This is a genomic window from Streptomyces atratus, assembly GCF_900119365.1.
GTDB classification, from domain to species: Bacteria; Actinomycetota; Actinomycetes; order Streptomycetales; family Streptomycetaceae; genus Streptomyces; species Streptomyces atratus_B.
In genome coordinates this window covers 1-19,249 of record NZ_FPJO01000014.1, presented here as the reverse complement: position 1 = coordinate 19,249, position 19,249 = coordinate 1, and the positions used below count along the sequence as shown (strand labels likewise).

General features: G+C 72.2%; 17 protein-coding genes. 12 read left to right on the top strand and 5 right to left on the bottom strand.

Features of this window, described 5'->3' with window-relative positions:
* Positions 1–94: 94 nt before the first annotated feature.
* Both disA and radA read right to left on the bottom strand, forming a co-directional pair.
* Positions 95–1,219: a DNA integrity scanning diadenylate cyclase DisA gene (gene disA / locus BT364_RS22550; protein ID WP_072487049.1), complete on the bottom strand. Its 1,125-nt coding sequence runs from the start codon at positions 1,217–1,219 to the stop codon at positions 95–97.
* Between the two features lie 80 nt (positions 1,220–1,299).
* Positions 1,300–2,712, bottom strand: a complete 1,413-nt coding sequence (gene radA, locus BT364_RS22545; RefSeq protein WP_072487048.1) for a DNA repair protein RadA — start codon at positions 2,710–2,712, stop codon at positions 1,300–1,302.
* Positions 2,713–2,979: 267 nt separating this feature from the next.
* Between radA and BT364_RS22540 the strand changes: the two genes are divergently transcribed.
* Entirely contained in the window at positions 2,980–4,836 is a 1,857-nt protein-coding gene (locus BT364_RS22540; RefSeq protein WP_177328199.1) for a BACON domain-containing protein, read from the top strand.
* Positions 4,837–4,867: 31 nt separating this feature from the next.
* Here the strand turns inward: BT364_RS22540 and BT364_RS22535 are convergent, their stop codons facing one another.
* Positions 4,868–5,719, bottom strand: a complete 852-nt coding sequence (locus BT364_RS22535; protein ID WP_072487047.1) for a DUF3109 family protein — start codon at positions 5,717–5,719, stop codon at positions 4,868–4,870.
* Positions 5,720–5,759: 40 nt separating this feature from the next.
* Here BT364_RS22535 and BT364_RS22530 point away from each other — a divergent pair, with 40 nt between their 5' ends.
* The 4 genes from BT364_RS22530 to ilvD all read left to right on the top strand — a co-directional run bounded on the left by BT364_RS22530 (position 5,760) and on the right by ilvD (position 10,257).
* Complete coding sequence (locus BT364_RS22530) at positions 5,760–6,707, top strand: Ppx/GppA family phosphatase (protein ID WP_072487046.1); 948 nt, start codon at positions 5,760–5,762, stop codon at positions 6,705–6,707.
* A 106-nt stretch (positions 6,708–6,813) separates the two neighbouring features.
* Complete coding sequence (locus BT364_RS22525; protein WP_072487045.1) at positions 6,814–7,641, top strand: sugar phosphate isomerase/epimerase family protein; 828 nt, start codon at positions 6,814–6,816, stop codon at positions 7,639–7,641.
* Positions 7,638–8,282, top strand: coding sequence for a TetR/AcrR family transcriptional regulator (locus BT364_RS22520; RefSeq protein ID WP_072487044.1), 645 nt, complete (start codon positions 7,638–7,640; stop codon positions 8,280–8,282). Before BT364_RS22525 ends, BT364_RS22520 begins: the two co-directional genes overlap by 4 nt.
* 124 nt (positions 8,283–8,406) lie before the next feature.
* On the top strand, positions 8,407–10,257 hold the full coding sequence (gene ilvD, locus BT364_RS22515) for a dihydroxy-acid dehydratase (RefSeq protein WP_072487043.1): 1,851 nt from the start codon (positions 8,407–8,409) through the stop codon (positions 10,255–10,257).
* Between the two features lie 76 nt (positions 10,258–10,333).
* Here the strand turns inward: ilvD and BT364_RS22510 are convergent, their stop codons facing one another.
* Positions 10,334–12,529, bottom strand: a complete 2,196-nt coding sequence (locus BT364_RS22510; protein ID WP_072487042.1) for a protein kinase domain-containing protein — start codon at positions 12,527–12,529, stop codon at positions 10,334–10,336.
* A gap of 132 nt (positions 12,530–12,661) precedes the next feature.
* Between BT364_RS22510 and BT364_RS22505 the strand changes: the two genes are divergently transcribed.
* The 6 genes from BT364_RS22505 to proC all read left to right on the top strand — a co-directional run bounded on the left by BT364_RS22505 (position 12,662) and on the right by proC (position 16,966).
* The gene (locus BT364_RS22505) at positions 12,662–13,003 is read left to right on the top strand and encodes an SH3 domain-containing protein (protein ID WP_072487041.1); all 342 of its coding nucleotides are present in this window, start codon (positions 12,662–12,664) and stop codon (positions 13,001–13,003) included.
* A 67-nt stretch (positions 13,004–13,070) separates the two neighbouring features.
* Positions 13,071–13,610 (top strand): hypothetical protein, encoded by a 540-nt coding sequence (locus BT364_RS22500; RefSeq protein WP_072487040.1) that lies wholly within the window; start codon positions 13,071–13,073, stop codon positions 13,608–13,610.
* A gap of 119 nt (positions 13,611–13,729) precedes the next feature.
* On the top strand, positions 13,730–14,515 hold the full coding sequence (locus tag BT364_RS22495; protein ID WP_072487039.1) for a class I SAM-dependent methyltransferase: 786 nt from the start codon (positions 13,730–13,732) through the stop codon (positions 14,513–14,515).
* A 32-nt stretch (positions 14,516–14,547) separates the two neighbouring features.
* Entirely contained in the window at positions 14,548–15,315 is a 768-nt protein-coding gene (locus BT364_RS22490) for an ABC transporter ATP-binding protein (RefSeq protein ID WP_072487038.1), read from the top strand.
* Positions 15,312–16,082 (top strand): ABC transporter permease, encoded by a 771-nt coding sequence (locus BT364_RS22485; protein ID WP_072487037.1) that lies wholly within the window; start codon positions 15,312–15,314, stop codon positions 16,080–16,082. The genes BT364_RS22490 and BT364_RS22485 overlap by 4 nt, the downstream gene beginning before the upstream one ends.
* Before the next feature lie 74 nt (positions 16,083–16,156).
* Positions 16,157–16,966 carry a pyrroline-5-carboxylate reductase gene (gene proC, locus BT364_RS22480; protein ID WP_072487036.1) on the top strand — a complete coding sequence of 270 codons (810 nt, stop codon included), beginning with the start codon at positions 16,157–16,159 and terminating at the stop codon, positions 16,964–16,966.
* A gap of 1 nt (position 16,967) precedes the next feature.
* Here the strand turns inward: proC and BT364_RS22475 are convergent, their stop codons facing one another.
* Positions 16,968–17,552, bottom strand: coding sequence for a cysteine hydrolase family protein (locus BT364_RS22475; RefSeq protein ID WP_072487035.1), 585 nt, complete (start codon positions 17,550–17,552; stop codon positions 16,968–16,970).
* A gap of 74 nt (positions 17,553–17,626) precedes the next feature.
* Between BT364_RS22475 and BT364_RS22470 the strand changes: the two genes are divergently transcribed.
* A complete protein-coding gene (locus BT364_RS22470; protein ID WP_072487034.1) occupies positions 17,627–18,616 on the top strand; it encodes a GlxA family transcriptional regulator in 990 nt (329 codons plus the stop codon).
* Positions 18,617–19,249 lie beyond the last annotated feature (633 nt).

Here is a 19,249-nt window from a genome sequence, read left to right as displayed (position 1 = left end):
GCGGGCAGGGGGCCGCCGGGGCAGGCCCGGGACATGCGACGGGGCCCGGTCTCCCGGGCCCCGATCACGCTGCGCGCCGCTGCTCGTACCGGCTCTACACGTACCGTTCGAGGATCGACGACTCGGCCAGCCGTGACAGGCCCTCGCGCACGCTGCGGGCGCGCGCCTCGCCGACGCCGTCCACCGTCTGGAGGTCGTCCACGCTGGCGGCGAGCAGCTTCTGCAGACCGCCGAAGTGCTCCACCAGCCGGTCGATGATGGCCCCGGGCAGCCGCGGCACCTTCGCCAGCAGCCGGAAGCCGCGCGGCGAGACCGCCGAGTCGAGCGTCTCGGGCGAGCCGCTGTAGCCCAGGGCCCGTGCCACGACCGGGAGTTCGAGCAGCTCGGTGTGGGAGAGCGCGTCGAGCTCGGTCAGCGCCTCGCTGACCGTACGGGACCGCTTCGCGGTCGGCTCCGGCACATAGTCGCGCACGACCAGCTCGCGCTCCGGCTCGACGCCCGCGATCAACTCGTCGAGCTGGAGCGAGAGAAGCCGGCCGTCGGTGCCGAGCTCGACCACGTACTCCGCGATCTCGGTCGCGATCCGGCGGACCATCTCCAGCCGCTGGGCGACGGCCGTGACATCCCGGACCGTCACCAGGTCCTCGATCTCCAGCGCGGAGAGCGTGCCCGCGACCTCGTCGAGCCGGAGCTTGTACCGCTCCAGGGTGGCGAGGGCCTGATTGGCACGGGAGAGGATCGCGGCGGACTCCTCCAGGACCCGGCGCTCCCCGTCCACGTAGAGCGCGATCAGGCGCATCGACTGCGAGACCGAGACGACCGGGAAATTGCACTGCTTGGAGACCCGGTCCGCCGTGCGGTGGCGGGTGCCGGTCTCCTCGGTGGGGATGGAGGCGTCCGGCACCAGCTGCACGCCGGCGCGCAGGATCTTGGTCATGTCCTTGTCGAGGATCAGCGCGCCGTCGAGCTTAGCCAGCTCGCGCAGGCGCGTCGCGGTGAACTCCACGTCCAGCACGAATCCGCCGGTGCACATCGACTCGACGGTCTTGTCCATGCCGAGCACGATCAGCCCGCCGGTGTTGCCGCGGAGGATGCGCTCCAGGCCGTCCCGCAGCGCCATTCCGGGCGCCACGGCGCTCAGCGAGGCGCGCATGAGCGCCTCAATACCGGTGCCTTGGCCGGACTTTCCGGGCGATGCTGCCCGGTCGTTGGCTGCCACTGCACTCCTCCGGTCACAGGTTTGCGGTGCCCTTACGTCCCTCGTACCGTTCGTACGGACGGGCGAGACCAGGGCAAAGTCTACCGGCGTGCGCTCTCCTCCTGGGGGGCCTGTGCGCGAGACCGGCGCGGGAGGACTCTCAGCGCATCGCCCATGTTGGCGACTTCTGTGACCTTCATACCGGCCGGGACCTTCCCCGGGTCGGTCGGGACCAGCGCGTGCGTGAAGCCCAGACGGTGCGCCTCGGCCAGCCTGCGCTGGACCCCCGTGACCCTTCTGACCTCGCCCGCGAGGCCCACCTCGCCGATCGCCACCAGGTTCTTGGGCAGGGGGGTGTCGCTCGCGGCACTGGCCAGGGCCAGCGCGACCGCGAGGTCCGCGGCGGGCTCGGAGAGCTTCACGCCGCCGACCGTCGCGCTGTAGATGTCCCGCTTGCCCAGCGAGCTGATCCGGCCGCGCTGCTCCAGGACCGCGAGCATCATCGACACCCGGGACGTCTCCAGGCCGGAGGTGGTGCGCCGGGGCGAAGGGATCTGGGAATCGACCGTCAGCGCCTGCACTTCGGCGACGAGCGGCCGCTTGCCCTCCAGGGTGACGGTCAGGCAGGTGCCGGGCACGGGCTCGTCGCGCCGGGTGAGGAAGAGGCCGGAGGGGTCGGCGAGGCCGGTGATGCCCTCGTCGTGCAGCTCGAAGCAGCCGACCTCGTCGGTCGCGCCGTATCTGTTCTTGACGCCCCGTACGAGCCGCAGGCGGGCGTGGCGGTCGCCTTCGAAGGACAGCACCACGTCGACGAGATGCTCCAGCAGCCGCGGCCCGGCGATCGCCCCCTCCTTGGTGACATGGCCGACCAGGAGCGTGGACATGCCGCGCTCCTTGGAGGCCCGGATGAGGGCCCCGGCGACCTCCCGGACCTGCGCCATGCCGCCCGGCGCCCCGTCGATCTCGGGCGAGGCGACGGTCTGTACGGAGTCGAGGATGAGGAGCGAGGGCTTGACGGCGTCCAGATGGCCGAGGACCGCGGACAGGTCGGTCTCGGCGGCGAGGTACAGGTGGTCGTTGATCGCCCGGATCCGGTCGGCGCGCAGCCGCACCTGGCTCGCGGACTCCTCGGCGGTGACATAGAGCGTGCGGTGGTCGTCGCTCGCCGCCTTGGCGGCGACGTCCAGCAGCAGCGTCGACTTGCCGACGCCCGGCTCGCCCGCGAGGAGCACGACGGCGCCCGGGACGAGACCGCCGCCGAGCACCCGGTCCAGCTCACCGACGCCGGTCGTCCGGGCGGTGGCCTGCCGGCTGTCGACCTGGCCGATGGGGAGCGCGGCGGCACTGACCCGGCCGGCCGCGGTGGTCCGCACGGCGGGGGCGCCGCCGAATTCCTCGACCGTCCCCCACGCCTGGCATTCGGGGCAGCGGCCGAGCCACTTGGCGGTCGTCCAGCCGCACTCGGTGCAGCGGTAGGACGGCCGGTCCTTCGCGGTTTTCGTACGGGCAGCCATGGCGCAACCGTATAGGTGGGGTACGACAACGCCACCGGGCGCGGTCCGGCGGCGGGGGCGTGCGCCCTCCGGGGGCTGCCGCGCACCCGGGACGGAACGGTGGGCGCACCCGGGACGGAACGGCGCGCGCTTGCGGCGGAGAAGCGAGCGCTTGCGGTGGAAATAGGGAATTCCTGTCCCCTTTTGAGGGATACGTTCACCCGTAAGGATTAAAAGTGCTGAAGAGGCGCTAAATGTGTGCCCTGTGCTGCCTACGGTCGCAAGGTGATGAGCAGCGGTCTGGAGCCCCCCACGCACACCACCGGCGCACACCGGGCGCGGCGCAGTGCGCCCCGTCTCCCGACACACTCTTCGCCGCGTCGGCCGCCCGCCCGTTACGACCCCCATCTCGACGGCCTGTTCACCTACTGCCTCTCCGTGCTCTGCGACCACGACGCCGCCACCGAGGCGCTCGGCGGTGTGCTCGCGATCGCGGAACGGCAGGGTGGCCGGTGCCCGGCGGGCGAGGAGGAACGTAAATCCTGGCTGTACGCGCTGGCCAGGTGGATGTGTCTGCGCAAGCTCGCCGAGCAGAAGCAGGGCCGCCAGGCGCACCGGCACAAGGCCGGGAAGCAGCCGCGGAGGCTCTCCTCGCAGCAGGAGACGAAGCGGGCGGGCGGGCCTCCGGGCAAGCAGCCGGGTGCAGCGGCCACTCAGGGGGCGCGCACAGGACGGCGCACGCCCCCGGCCGTCGCCGCGAAGACCCCCGCCACCGCCACGTTCACGCCGGGCGGCGCCCCCACAGGCCCCGTCCGCGCCCCCGAGACCGAGGCCGCCGCCGAGGCACACCGCCGTGAACTCGCCCAGCTGGCCTGGCCCGAGGCCGCCGGCACCACCCCCGAGCAGCGCGAAGCGCTCGAACTCGCCGTGCGCCACCACCTCCCCCCACGCGCCGTCGCCTCCGTCCTGGGCCTCGAACCGGCTGCCGCCCGTGAGCTCCTGGCCGCCGCGGCCTGCGAGGTGGAACGCACCCGCGCCGCGCTCGCCGTCGTCGAGACCGGCAACTGCTCCACCGTGGCCCGGCTCACCGGCGAGCACCGCGTCCTGCTCTCCGCCGCCCTGCGCCGCGAACTCGTCCGCCACGTCGACGACTGCCCCCGCTGCCGCCGGGCCGCCGAACGGGCCGGTGCCGAGGGCCCGTGGCCCGGTGCCGCGGTCACCCCGGCCGCCGCACTGCCGGTCGTCGAGGCGCCCCGGCCCTCGGCGTACGTCGCGATGGTCCACGCCCAGCGCAACCGCTCCGGCGGCCCGCGCTTCGACCGGGCGGGCTTCCCCGTGGACCCGAAGGACCACGCCGCGCGCCGGGACCGGCTGCGGGCCAGGGTCGTCACGACGACAGTGGTGGCGACGGTCGTCGCCGCCCCGGTGATCGCGCTGTGGACCGCCTACCGCGGCGCGCCGCAGACCGGCGAGGGCCACGAGGGCTCGTCGGTCACCGCCACCGAGAGCGATGCCCGGCACGGCCCCGACGACACCGCGGACGGCCACTACGAGAACGCGGGCAACGCCCGCCCCCAGCCCGGCGCCCGCTTCGAGGACGGCCGCGCCCCGGACGTCTCGGCGGAGGTGATCAGCTCGGGACCCGGCCGGGGCGGCGCCGGCGGACTCACCGTCGAGGCCCGCTCCTCCGGCGGCAGGACCCTGATCCGGCTGACCGCGTCCGGCCGCGCACCCGTCGCCTGGTCGGCCCGCTCGGACGCGTCCTGGGTGGGCCTGAGCCGCTACTCGGGCACGCTCGCCGCGGGCGAGAGCGTCACGCTCCACGTCCTGGTGGATCACCGGCGGCAGCCGGCCGGACCGTGGAGCGTGCGCATCGCCCTCGCCCCGTCGGGTTCGGCGGTGGTGATCCGGGGGCACGGGGCGACGCCGCCCGTGCCCGGCGGCCCGTGGCAGCCGGCGGACCCCTCCGCCACCCCCGGCCCTTCGGGGCCGCCCACCTCCTCGCCGGACCCCACACCGTCCACCGGCCCGACACCGAGCGAGCCGACGCCGACGGACCCCGACCCGACCGGTCACCCGTCACCGGACCCGCCCGACTCCACGACCCCCACCGACCCGGGGCCGGGCACGACCCCGACGGGCTGAAGCGGGCCGGCCGGGGCTCACCTTCCGGCCGTCACGCCGGATCGACCGGGTCCGCCGGGTGCGGTGCCATCGGCAGCAGCGAGGACAGCCGCTGCTCGCACAGCTCGACGAGCCGCTCGTACGCCTCCTTGCCCATCATCTCGGTGAGCTCGGGCCGGTACGAGACGTACACCGGCTCCCCGGCCCCGTGCGCCGAGGTCGCCGAGGTGCACCACCAGTGCAGATCGTGACCGCCGGGGCCCCAGCCCCTGCGGTCGTACTCGCCGATCGACACCTGGAGCACCCGTGTGTCGTCGGGCCGGTCGATCCAGTCGTAGGTACGCCGGACCGGCAGCTGCCAGCAGACGTCCGGCTTGGTCTCCAGGGGCTCCCGGCCCTCCCGCAGCGCCAGGATGTGCAGGGAGCAGCCCGCGCCCGCCGCGAATCCGGGCCGGTTCTGGAAGATGCACGAACCCTTCCAGCGCCGTGTCTGACGCTCCCCGTCGTCGTCGACCTCGACCCAGCCCGTCTCGGTGCCGACATCGTGGAACTGCCACAGCTCGGGGGTCAGCCGCTCGACATGGTCCGCCACCCGCTTCTCGTCGTCCTCGTCCGAGAAGTGCGCGCCCAGGGTGCAGCACCCGTCGTCCGCGCGGCCCGCCTGGATGCCCTGGCAGCCGCTGCCGAAGATGCAGGTCCATCTGGAGGTCAGCCAGGTCAGGTCGCAGCGGAAGATCTGCTCGTCGTCCGCGGGGTCCGGGAACTCGACCCAGGCGCGCGCGAAGTCGATCCCCGTCTCGTCTTCGGACCGGTTCGGTCCGTTCACTTCCTGTCGCCGCATCTCCTGCTTCGTTCTCTGCTTCTTCGTGTTTTTGCCCGGCTTCGCCTTTTTCGTCTTTGGCACGCGCCAAGAGTAAGGCTGAGGTCCCGGTAGCGTTCCTGCCATGAGACTCGGAGTCCTCGACGTGGGTTCGAACACGGTGCATCTGCTGGTGGTGGACGCGCACCCCGGCGCGCGCCCGCTGCCTGCGCATTCACACAAGGCGGAGCTGCGCCTGGCCGAACTGCTCGACGAGGACGGGGCGATCGGCCCCGACGGTGTGAACCGGCTCGTGGCGACGATCACCGACGCGCTCCAGGCCGCCGAGGACAAGGGGTGCGAGGACGTTCTGCCGTTCGCCACGTCCGCGGTGCGGGAGGCGAGCAACGCCGATCAGGTGCTGGCCCGGGTGCGGGACGAGACGGGCATCGATCTCGCCGTCCTCAGCGGTGCGGAGGAGGCCCGGCTCACCTTCCTCGCCGCCCGCCGCTGGTTCGGCTGGTCGGCGGGGCGGCTGCTGGTCCTGGACATCGGGGGCGGCTCGCTGGAGATCGCGTACGGGATGGACGAGGAGCCGGACGCCGCGGTGTCGCTGCCGCTCGGGGCCGGCCGGCTCACCGCGGGCTGGCTGCCGGGCGACCTGCCGGACCCGGCGGAGGTGAGGGCGCTGCGCCGCCATGTCCGGGCCAGGATCGCCCGCAGCGTCGGCGAGTTCACCCGCCTCGGGCGCCCCGACCACGTCGTGGCCACGTCCAAGACCTTCAAGCAGCTCGCCAGGATCGCGGGCGCCGCGCGCTCCACCGACGGCCTCTACGTGCAGCGCGGCCTCACCCGCAAGGCGCTGGAGGAGTGGGTGCCGAAGCTGGCGACGATGACCACCGAGCAGCGGTGCGGTCTGCCCGGCGTCTCCGAGGGCCGGGCCCAGCAGCTGCTCGCCGGGGCGCTGGTCGCGGAGGGGGCGATGGATCTGTTCGGGGTGGACGAGCTGGAGATCTGTCCCTGGGCGCTGCGCGAGGGCGTCATCCTGCGCCGCCTGGACCACCTGCCGGCGGAGCGGGCCGCGCTGGGCTGAGCGCGGGGCACGGAGTGCCGCCGGGCGGCCGGCGACTCGTCATGGCCCTGCTCACTTTCCGTCGGGACCCCTCGGCGCGGCGTACCACTGCCCGTACGCTGTCCCAGTGGCAGAACCAGTGGTGCGCATCCCGGATGCGAAGGTCGCCCTGTCGACGGCTTCCGTCTACCCGGAATCGACGGCGACGGCCTTCGAGATCGCCGCGCGCCTCGGCTACGACGGTGTCGAGGTCATGGTGTGGACCGACCCCGTCAGCCAGGACATCGAGGCACTGCGGCGGCTCTCCGACTACCACCAGGTGCCGGTCCTGGCCGTCCACGCGCCCTGTCTGCTGATCACGCAGCGGGTCTGGTCCACCGATCCGTGGGTGAAGCTCCAGCGGGCCCGTGCCGCGGCGGAGAAGCTCGGGGCGACGACCGTGGTCGTCCACCCGCCGTTCCGTTGGCAGCGCAATTACGCCCGCGACTTCGTCACCGGGATCTGGCGCATGGCGGACGAGACCGATGTGCGGTTCGCCGTCGAGAACATGTACCCCTGGCGCTACCGGGACCGCGAGATGCTCGCGTACGCCCCCGACTGGGACGTCACCCACGACGACTACCGCCACTTCACCGTGGACCTCTCGCACACCGCGACGGCCCGCACCGACGGCATGGCGATGGTCGAGCGGATGGGCGACCGGCTCGCCCACATCCACCTCGCCGACGGCAAGGGCTCCAACAAGGACGAGCACCTGGTGCCCGGCCGGGGCGACCAGCCCTGTGCCGAACTGCTGGAGCACCTGGCCCGTACCGGCTTCGACGGCCATGTCGTCATCGAGGTCAACACCCGCCGTGCCATGTCCACCGCCGAACGCGAGGCCGACCTGGCGGAGGCGCTGGCCTTCACCCGGCTCCACCTGGCGTCGTCCCCGACCCGGGCACCCCGCCCATGACGGACGACCCCACGGGCCACGGCGATCCCACCGGCCCCACAGGCCCCAAGCGCCGCGGCCGCCCCTCCCGTACCGCCGCCCCCACCGGCCCCGATGCGCGCACTCGCATCCTGGAGGCGGCCCGCACCGAATTCGCGGAGCGCGGCTACGACAAGACCTCGGTCCGGGGCATCGCCAAGGCGGCGGGCGTCGACTCCGCCCTGGTCCACCACTACTTCGGTACGAAGGACGAGGTCTTCGCGGCCGCGATCGAGCTTTCCTTCGAGCCGGCCCTGGTGATCCCGGCCGTCCTCGGCGACGGCACGGACGGCCTGGGGGAGCGGCTGGCCCGCTACTTCATCGGCGTATGGGAGAACCCGGCGTCCAGGGCCCCTCTGCTGGCGGTCATGCGGTCCGCCCTGACGCACGAGGCGGCGGCGAAGGTCCTCAGGGGCTTCGTCCTGCGCCGGCTCCTGGAACGCGTCGCGGAGGCACTCGACGTACCGGACGCCACGTTCCGCGCGGAACTGGCGGCCTCGCACATGCTCGGGATCGCGATGCTCCGCTATGTGATCCGGGCGGAACCACTTGCTTCGGCCGACCCCGAGAAGATCATCGAGATGGTCGCACCGACGCTTCAGCGCTACCTCACGGAATCCTGAGACCTCGCCGGTACCCCGCTCACCCACCGAGCAATTCATCCCGCATTTCGGACACTCTGTCCAGATCTTGGAGCCGGAGGCGTACGCTCGGAGACAGTCTTTAACGTCGAAGGAGCGAGAGACGATGCCCCAGCTGAGGTCCCGCACTGTCACTCACGGCCGCAACATGGCGGGCGCCCGCGCCCTCATGCGGGCCTCGGGCGTAGCGAGCGAGGACATCGGCAAGCCGATCATCGCGGTCGCCAACTCCTTCACCGAGTTCGTCCCCGGCCACACCCACCTGGCCCCGGTCGGCCGGATCGTCTCCGAGGCCATCAAGGCCGCGGGCGCCGTGCCCCGCGAGTTCAACACCATCGCCGTCGACGACGGCATCGCGATGGGCCACGGCGGGATGCTCTACAGCCTTCCCTCCCGCGACCTGATCGCCGACTCCGTCGAGTACATGGCCGAGGCGCACTGCGCGGACGCGCTGATCTGCATCTCCAACTGCGACAAGATCACCCCCGGCATGCTGATGGCCGCGATGCGCCTCAACATCCCGACGGTCTTCGTCTCCGGCGGCCCGATGGAGGCCGGCAAGGCCACCCTCGTCGACGGCACGGTCCGCAAGCTCGACCTGGTCAACGCGATCAGCGACGCGGTCGACGAGAGCATCTCCGACGAGGACATCCTCCGCATCGAGGAGAACGCCTGCCCCACCTGCGGCAGCTGTTCCGGCATGTTCACCGCCAACTCGATGAACTGCCTGACCGAGGCGCTCGGCCTCTCCCTCCCCGGCAACGGCACGGTCCTCGCCACGCACACCGCCCGCAAGGCGCTGTACGAGGAGGCCGGCCGCACGATCGTCGAGATCACCAGGCGCTACTACGAGCAGGACGACGCGTCGGTCCTGCCCCGCTCCATCGGCACCCGCGCCGCGTTCGACAACGCCATGGCGCTCGACATCGCGATGGGCGGCTCCACCAACACGATCCTGCACCTGCTGGCCGCCGCCCAGGAGGCCGAGCTCGCCTACGACCTCGGCGACATCGACGCGGTCTCGCGCCGCGTCCCCTGCCTGTCGAAGGTCGCGCCCAACGTCGCCCCCGGCGGCACGTACTACATGGAAGACGTCCACCGGGCCGGCGGCATCCCCGCCATCCTCGGTGAGCTGCACCGCGGCGGCCTGCTCGACGAGGACGTGCACTCGGTCCACTCCGACTCCCTCGCCGAGTGGCTGAAGAACTGGGACGTCCGCGGCGGCTCCCCGTCCCCGGAGGCCGTCGAGCTGTGGCACGCGGCGCCCGGCTGCGTCCGTTCCGCGACCGCCTTCTCGCAGTCCGAGCGCTGGGACACCCTCGACCTGGACGCGGCGGGCGGCTGCATCCGCGACCTGGCGCACGCCTACTCCAAGGACGGCGGCCTCGCGGTCCTCAAGGGGAACCTCGCCGTGGACGGCTGTGTCGTGAAGACGGCGGGCGTCGACGAGTCGATCTGGACCTTCGAGGGCCCGGCGGTCGTCTGCGAGTCGCAGGAGGCGGCCGTCGACAAGATCCTCCGCAAGGAGATCAAGGAGGGCGACGTCGTCGTCATCCGTTACGAGGGCCCGCGCGGCGGCCCCGGCATGCAGGAGATGCTCTACCCGACCTCCTTCCTCAAGGGCCGCGGCCTCGGCAAGAGCTGCGCCCTGGTGACCGACGGCCGCTTCTCCGGCGGTACGTCGGGCCTGTCCATCGGCCACGCGTCGCCGGAGGCCGCGTCGGGCGGCGCGATCGCGCTGGTCGAGGACGGCGACCGGATCAGGATCGACATCCCGAACCGTTCGATCGAGCTCCTCGTCCCCGAGGCCGAGCTGGCCACCCGCCGCGAGGCGCTGAACGGCGTCTACGCCCCGAAGGACCGCGAGCGCAAGGTCTCGGCGGCGCTGCGCGCCTACGCGGCGATGGCGACGAGCGCGGACCGGGGCGCGGTGCGCGACGTGTCCAAGCTGGGCTGAGACGTGTCCGAGCCGAGCTGAGACGTCTCCGATCCGGGCCGACCGGTCCGCTGACCGACGAGGACCCCGCCCGCTCTCACCAGTGGGCGGGGTCCTGTCCGTCCACGGCGAACACGGACCCGTCGGGCGCGGTCCCGAAGACGGTCCGGCCGGCGGCCACGGGGGCGGGCAGCGCCGAGGAGTACGTGAGCCTTCCGTTCCGCAGCCGTGGGCCCGTCTGCCCCAGCAGCTTCCCGTGCTCGGTGTCCACGGCCAGCAGCCGTCCGTCCGCCGTCGAGAAGTACAGCCGGTTCCCGGCGCCGAGGACGGGGGCGGAGGTCCGCCCGGCGGCGGTCTCCAGCTGCCAGCGGACCGTTTCGCCGCCCTCGGCGGGGCGGGTGTCGACGGCGACCAGCGTCCCGCCGTGCGCCAGCAGATAGGCGGTGTCCCCGCCCAGCACGACCTCCGGTTCGTTCATCCGGAACGGCAGCGTCATCCGTACGACGTTCCGCTCCTCCGGCTCGTAGTGGACCAGCCCGACGGTCTGGGCGTCCCCGTTCATGGCCGTCATCACGAGCGCACCGCCCGAGGTCCCCACCGGAGTCAGCATCCCGTCCAGCCGCCGCTGCCACGCCGTGCGCCCCGTCGTGGCACGGACGGCCGTGACCAGCGTGGTGGACCCGTAGGCGGAGTGCTCGAACGCGTAGGCCAGCCCGGTGCCGGCGTCGTACAGCGCGTAGTCCGGGCGCCGGTGCCCGGCGAGCGAATGCCGCCAGAGGGAGACACCGGTCGCGGAGTCGAGCGCCTCGGTGGTGCCGTCCTCGGCGACCAGCAGCAGCGCGTCACCCGCGTCGAAGGGCGTGCCCAGATACGGGGAGAGGTCCGCGTCCCAGACCTGCTCGCCCTTGGCGGGGTCGTACGCCCGGAGCTTCCCGCCCGGCACCGCCGTGTGCACCAGACCGCCGGAGACCGACACCACGCCGACCGACGGGCTGTCCTTCGCGGCGCGCCGGGACCACCGCACCCGGCCGTCCGCGGGATCCAGCCGGGTGACACCGATGCCGTCCGCCGCGCAGTACAGACCCGCGGCCCGGCCGGACGCCTCCTGCCCGGTGCCGTCCGCCGGGGAACAGACCGGCGTCGCCTTGCCGGTGGTCCGCAAGGCCGTCCGCCACGGGGCGAACTCCTCCGCCGAACCCTTCGCCCCGCCCGACTCACCGGCCCCGCCGAAATCGACTCCTGTGCCGACGGCCCACACCCCGCCGGCCCCCATGACCAGCAGCGCCGCGGTGGCCGCCAGCCACCGCCGCTTGCCGCCGCCGTCCGGGGCCATCTTCCTGGCCCGCGCCGCCGCGCCCGCGCCCACGTGCGTGTCCGCGTCGGAAGAAGCATCGGCCCCGGTCTCCGGGACGGGCGCCGAGCCGGTGACCGGCCGCCGCTGCGACGGTATGAACGCGGCGGCGTCGTACGACGGCGGGCGCAGCGTCGTCATGATCTCGTCCGGGGTGGGCCGCCCGGCCGGGTCCTTCGTCAGGCACTGCCCGATCAGCGGAGCCAGGTCCGACGGCACGCCCGCCAGATCGGCCTCGTCGTGCACCACCTGGTAGGCCACGATGTACGGGCTGTCCGAGTCGAAGGGCCCCCGGCCGGTCGCCGCGTGGACGAGCACGGCCCCCAGGGCGAACACATCGGCGGCGGGCCCGACTTCGCGCGGCCGCTGGAACTGCTCGGGCGCCATGTACGGCGGCGAGCCGATCAACTTGCCGGTCTCGGTGCGCAGATCGCTGTCGTACGGCCGGGAGATCCCGAAGTCGATGACCTTGGGCCCGGAGTCGGAGAGCAGCACATTGCTCGGCTTGAGGTCGCGGTGGATCACCCCGGCCCGGTGGATGTCGCGCAGCGCCTCGGCCAGTCCCGCCGTCAGCCTGCGCAGTTCGGCGGGGGCCATCGGCCCGTTCCGCTTCACCTGGTCGGCGAGCGTGGGGCCGGGTACGTACAGGGTGGCCATCCACGGCCGCTCGGCATCCGGGTCGGCGTCGACGACCGGCGCGGTGAAGGCGCCGCTGACCCGCCGGGCCGCCCCGACCTCCTGCCGGAAACGTGCCCTGAACTCGGAGTCCGAGGCGTACTGCTGGTGCACCACCTTGACGGCGAGCTGCAGCCCGGAGGCGGAGCGCGCCAGGTGCACGACGCCCATGCCGCCCGCGCCGAGACGTGCCTCAAGACGGTACTGCCCGGCGTACTCCGGATGCTCCGCTTCCGGATTGGCTCCGGTACCTCGCAGCGGCGGCATCGCCCACCCCCGTGTGTTCGTCCGCAAGCGCGACGCACGGAGCCTAGTCGATGGTGCGTGCGATCCGGACGGGGCTTGTAGCCTGCGCGTCGTACACGTCGTACACACCATCTCTCAACGGGGGAGGGCCTCATGGCCATGGACGAGCACACCGACGGCACGACCGCCGCGGCCGATGCCATCGACGTCACCGAGGACGTGGAGACGCTCGCCGGGACCGACGACGTCACCAGGTACCCGATCGCGCCCGGCTACCGCGTCAACGTCCGCACGGGACCGGGCACCCAGTACGGGATCGTCAGGACACTCCCGTACGGAATGAAGGTTCCGGTCTACTGCCAGAAGCCGGGGGAGCGGGTCACCGGCCCGTACGGCACCTCCAACCTCTGGGACAACATCGCCAACGGCCAGTTCGTGGCGGACGCCTACGTCCACACGGGCAGCGACGGCTACATCGCGCCGCGCTGCGACTGACCGGGACGGCGGCCGGGATCGCGACCGGCGCGTCCGGGCCCGCGACCGTCCGGGGATAATCGACTTCGTGAGCGAGAACAGCGAAGCCCCCGGCGCCGGTGCCCCGCCCGGTTCCACCACGCCCGGCCCGCAGCCCGAGCCCCTGCGCTTCTTCGGTACGACCTGGGTCGACCACAGCGGGGGCTACGGGCTGCGCCGCGCCGGTGCCGCGGTCGGCTCCCTGGCCGCCGCGGTCGCCGCCTGCTTCGTGCTCCGCTTCGCCTACCAGGGACTGCAGATCGCCGACGTCGGCAGCTTCGTCGGCATCCTGATCGTCCTGATGTTCGCCATCTGCAGCGCCATCGCCTTCCGCAAGACCTGGGAAGGGTTCAGCCGCCGCCCCGTCGATCCGGCGCGCGAGGCCAATCTGCGCGGCCTCAAGACGATCGGCTTCGTCGGCTCGCTGATCGCGTACTTCCTCCGTACGTTCCGGGAGGCACCGGGCGAGCAGTTGCACCGCACGGAGTACGAGACGGCCCTGGCCCGCTACGAGAAGCGCCGCTCGGCCCGCACCGGGAACCCGGCGGCCCGCAAGAACACCAAGGGCAAGCGCCCCAGGCGCAAGTAGGACGGCCCCGGGCGGAAGCCACGTACACACCGGCGCGCGAAGCCACGTACACACCGGCGCGGGCACGCGCAGGGCGAAAACACCGGCGCGGGCCCCGGCGCACGCGCCACGATGAACCCATGCTTCCCGCCGATTCCGACGCGCCCGCCACCGCACCCCGCGCGCTCTCCTTCGACCGCGCCGCCGCCCAGTACGCCGCGGCGCGCCCCGGCTACCCGCCCGCACTCCTCGACGCCGTCGAGGAGCTGGCCCGCCGCCCCCTCGAAGGCGCCCGCGCCGTCGACGTCGGCGCCGGCACGGGCATCGCCACCCGCCTCCTCCACGAGCGCGGCGCCCGGGTCGTCGCCGTGGAACCGGGCGCCGGCATGGCGGCGGAACTCCACCGCTCGCTCCCGCACCTGCCGGTCGTGCGCGGCGACGGCAACCACCTCCCCCTCGCCACCGCGTCGGCCGACCTGATCACGTACGCCCAGGCCTGGCACTGGACGGACCCGGCGCTCGCCGCCCCCGAGGCGCTGCGCGTCCTGCGCCCCGGAGGCGCACTCGCCCTCTGGTGGAACGTCGCCGACCACTCCGTCCCCTGGATCGCCGAGCAGGACGCCCGGCTCCGCCGCTTCTTCGGCGCCGGCGACTCCGCCCACGGCTCGGCCGTCCGCTCCCGCGATCTGCCGTCCGGGCTCGACTTCGCGCACCGCCAGGTGCCCTGGACCCGACGGGTGTCCGTCGACACCCACCTCGCCAACCTCGGCAGCCACTCCGCCTTCCTCGTCCTCGGTGAGGAAGGCACGCGGCGCTTCCTCACCGAGGAGCGCGACCGGCTCGCGGAACTCTTCCCGGACGGCACGGTCGAGGAGAGCTACACGGTCGACCTGAACGTGGCGGTGAGCCCCGGCCCCGCCTCTTGACGGGCGGACACCCCGGGATCAATATTCATCACATGATGAATTCCCGGGGTGCCGCCGTCGAGGCCCATGGCCTCACGGTCGTACGAGGCGCCCGCACCGTCCTGCACGGCCTCGGCTTCACTGTCGAACCCGGCAGGATCACCGGCCTCCTGGGCCCCTCGGGCTGCGGCAAATCCACCCTGATGCGTGCCGTCGTGGGCACCCAGGCCAAGGTCACCGGCACCCTCGACGTGCTCGGCAGCCCCGCGGGCCACCCCGCCCTCCGGCCGCGCATCGGGTACGTCACCCAGGACCCGTCCGTCTACACCGACCTGACCGTCCGGCAGAACCTCGACTACTTCGCGGCGATCCTCCGGCCGGGCCGCCGGCAGCGCGACGCCCGCCGGGCCGCCGTCGCCCGCGCCATCACCGAGGTCGACCTCACCGGCCGCGCCGACGCCCTCGCCGGCACCCTCTCCGGCGGCGAGCTCGCCCGCGCCTCCCTCGCCGTGGCCCTGCTCGGCACCCCGGAACTCCTGGTCCTCGACGAACCCACGGTGGGCCTGGACCCCGTGCTCCGCCGCGACCTGTGGAACCTCTTCCACCGCCTCGCCGCCGACCACGGCACCACGCTCCTCGTCTCCTCCCACGTCATGGACGAGGCCGAGCGCTGCCACCGCCTGCTCCTCATGCGCGAGGGCGAGATCCTCGCCGACGGCACCCCCGAGACACTGCGCTCCGCCGCCCGCGCGGACACCGTCGAAGAGGCCTTCCTCCACCTGGTCGACCAGGCCGCCACCCGTCAGGAGCCATCCCGATGAGCACGCACCCGTCCCCGACGCCCGCACTCCTGAGCCCGGCCCGCACCCTCGCCACCGCCGCCCGGGTCCTGCGCCAGATCGGCCACGACGCCCGCACCGTCGCACTGCTGCTCCTGGTCCCGGTCGTGCTGATCACGCTGCTCCGGTACGTGTTCGACGGCAGCCCCCGCGTCTTCGACGCCATCGGCGCCTCGCTCCTCGGCATCTTCCCGCTGATCACGATGTTCCTGGTGACCTCGATCGCCACCCTGCGCGAACGCACCTCGGGCACCCTCGAACGCCTCCTCGCGATGCCGCTCGGCAAGGGCGACCTGATCGCCGGCTACGCCCTCGCGTTCGGCGCCGTGGCGATCGTCCAGTCCCTCCTGGCCACCGCGGTCTCGGTCTGGGCACTGGGCCTGGACGTCATCGGCTCCCCGTGGCTGCTGCTCCTCGTCGCCCTGCTCGACGCCCTGCTCGGCACGGCACTGGGACTGTTCGTCTCCGCCTTCGCCGCATCCGAGTTCCAGGCCGTCCAGTTCATGCCCGCCGTGATCTTCCCGCAGCTCCTGCTCTGCGGACTGTTCGTCGCGCGCGACCACATGGCACCCGTCCTCGAAGCGCTCTCGAACGTCCTGCCCATGTCGTACGCCGTCGACGGCATGAACGAGGTCCTGCGCCACACCGACATCACCGGCGACTTCGTCCGCGACGTCCTGATCGTGGCGGGCTGCGCCCTCCTCGTCCTAGCCCTCGGCGCCGCCACCCTCCGCCGCCGCACCGCCTGACGGGCCGGTGCGAGGATGGCGCACACGAGCACCGAGCACCGAGAACCGTCAGCACCGCCCGGAGGGTGAACCACATGACCCAGACAGTCGCAGTCCTCGGCACCGGCAAGATCGGCGAGGCCCTGCTCAGCGGCATGATCCGGGCGGGCTGGCGCCCGGCGAACCTACTGGTCACCACCCGCCGCTCCGAGCGCGCCGAGGAACTCCGCAACCGCTACGGCGTCGACTCCGTCAGCAACGCCGAGGCCGCCAAGCGCGCCGACATCCTCATCCTCGCGGTCAAGCCCCAGGACATGGGCCGGCTCCTGGACGAGCTCGCCCAGCACGTCACCCCCGACCGCCTGGTCATCAGCGCGGCCGCGGGCATCACGACCGCCACCATCGAGGACCGCCTCGCCACGAACACCCCGGTCGTACGGGTCATGCCGAACACCCCCGTCCTCGTCGACGAGGGCATGTCCGTCATCTCGGCCGGCAGCCACGCCACCCCCGACCACCTCGCCGCCGCGGAGGCGATCTTCGGCGGCGTCGGCAAGACCCTCCGGGTCCCCGAGTCCCAGCAGGACGCGGCAACCGCCCTGTCCGGATCGGGCCCGGCGTACTTCTACTTCCTCGTCGAGGCGATGACCGACGCGGGCATCCTTCTCGGCCTGCCCCGCGCCCAGGCCCACGAGCTGATCGTCCAGGCCGCCATCGGCGCCGCCGTGATGCTCCGCGACAGCGGCGAACACCCCGTCAAGCTGCGCGAAGCCGTCACCAGCCCGGCCGGCACCACCATCAGCGCCATCCGCGAGCTGGAGAACCACGGCGTACGAGCCGCCCTCATCGCCGCCCTCGAAGCCGCCCGCGACCGCAGCCGCGAACTCGCCTCCGGCAACGGCTGACCTACTCCGCGGCAGCGATCAGCTCCGCGCTGCTGACCACCTTCGCGAACCCACCGCCGTGCAACGACACGGCGGTGGCCCGCGCCAACTCGTCCGCGCTCTGCGTCCAGCCCCACGGTCCGGTCAGGTCGAAGGTGTGCGTCGCGTCCAGCGGGACGAACACCTCGTACCCGAGGTTCCCGCCCATCCGCGCCGTCGTCTCGACGCACATATTGGTCTGGATCCCGACCACCACGAACTGCCGGATTCCGCTCCGCTCCAGCCACTCCTCGAGATCCGGCGTCCCGTAGAAGGCGGAGTTCACGCTTTTCGTCAGCAACAGCTCGGGCCCCCTGCCCTTCCCGCGCCGCTCCTCCACATACCCCTTGAAGCCGTTCCCCGGCTGCCCCACCCGCAACGGCGAATCGGGCTTGGCCGAGTCGTGCCGTACGAACACCACGGGCCGCCCGCTCGCCTGCCAGGCATCGATCAGCCCCGCGATGTTCCGATCGGCCCCGGGATTGTTCCGCGGCCCCCAGTACGCCTCCTCCTCGAAGCCCTGCTGCACGTCCACCACGATCAGCGCTGCGTTCTCTGCGATCTCCATGCGAACGATCCTGCCGCCCGGCGCCCCCACGCCCCAGAGGTCAAAAAGCCATCGATCGATGTTTTACTGCCACGATGGCGACCTCCTCCGAGCCCACCCGCATCGCACTCGTCTGCTTCCCCGGCGTCCGCGCCTTCGACGTCTCGGTCATCACGGAGGTCTGGGGCGTCGACCGCACCGACCGCGGCGTCCCGCCCTTCGACCTGCGCCGCACCGCCGCCGAACCGACCCCCATCGCCCTGCGCGGAGGCCTCTGCCTCACCCCCGACCGCACCCTCGCCTGGCTCGCCCGCGCCGACCTGATCGTCGTCCCCGGCCTCGACGACTACGTGACACCGGCCCCCGCACCCGTCCTCGAAGCCCTCCGACGCGCCCACGCCGGAGCCACCCCGATCGCCTCCCTGTGCGGCGGAGCCTTCACACTGGCCCAGGCCGGACTCCTGGACGGCCGCCAGGCGGTCACCCACTGGAACCTCACCGACCTCCTGAGCACCCGCCATCCCCAGGTGAAGGTCACCCAGGACGCCCTCTTCCTCCACGACGACAACATCTGGACGTCAGCGGGCACCGCGGCCGGCATCGACCTCTGCCTCCACCTCGTACGCATCACCCACGGGGCCGAGACCGCGGCGACGATCGCCCGCTCGATGGTCACCGCCCCGTTCCGCACCGGCACCCAGGCCCAGTTCATCGAGCACCCCACCCCCCGCGCGTACCGCGACGCGGACACCCTCGCCGCGGTACGCGCCCACGCCCTGGCCCATCTGGCCGAACCCCACACGGTCGCCGGCCTCGCCGCCCACGCCGGAATGTCCCCCCGCTCCTTCGCCCGCCACTTCCAGGCCACCACCGGTACGACCCCGCTGCGCTGGCTGATCACCCAACGCATCGCCGCAGCCCAGAAGCTCCTGGAACGCACCGACCTCCCCCTCCCCGAGGTGGCCCGCCGCACCGGCTTCGGCAGCGAGGTCACCATGCGCCAGCACTTCGCCACCCACCTCTCCACCAGCCCCCGCGACTACCGCCTGGCCTTCCACCAGGGCCCGTCCCCGGCCCGAGGTTGACACGCCCTGCCCGGATCCGTAATGTGCTCCGAGTTGTCCGACGTGAGCGCCGACTCCGGTCGGTCCCCGGACAGCCATTCCGCAGTAACCACATCTGGTCAGTGACATCTGTCGCCGGACCTTCTGTGCGTATTTGCGAAATGAGGAATCCGCGTTCGAAGGAACGCAACCCCGATTAGCGTCGGGGCCCGGGATTCCGCTAAAGTCTCACTCGTCGGAACGGCCCAACGGCCAGGAAGACGAGCCCCGCTGACTGGGAATCAGGCCCGAAAGGATCTGATAGAGTCGGACTCGCCGGAAAGGGAAGCGCGAAAGCGAAGAACTGGAAAGCGGAGCAGGACCCGCTTCGACCGGGAATCGGACACGAAAGAGTCTGATAGAGTCGGAAACGCAAGACCGAAGGGAAAAGCCCGGAGGAAAGCCCGAGAGGGTGAGTACAAAGGAAGCGTCCGTTCCTTGAGAACTCAACAGCGTGCCAAAAGTCAACGCCAGATATGTTGATACCCCGGCCTGCTTCGGCAGGTTGGAGGTTCCTTTGAAAGTCCCATGGGGTCACTGACCCGGTGGGCAATTACACAGCGAGGATGCTGTGAACGACCGGTCTTATTCCGTCCGGTCGTTCCGCTCTCGTGT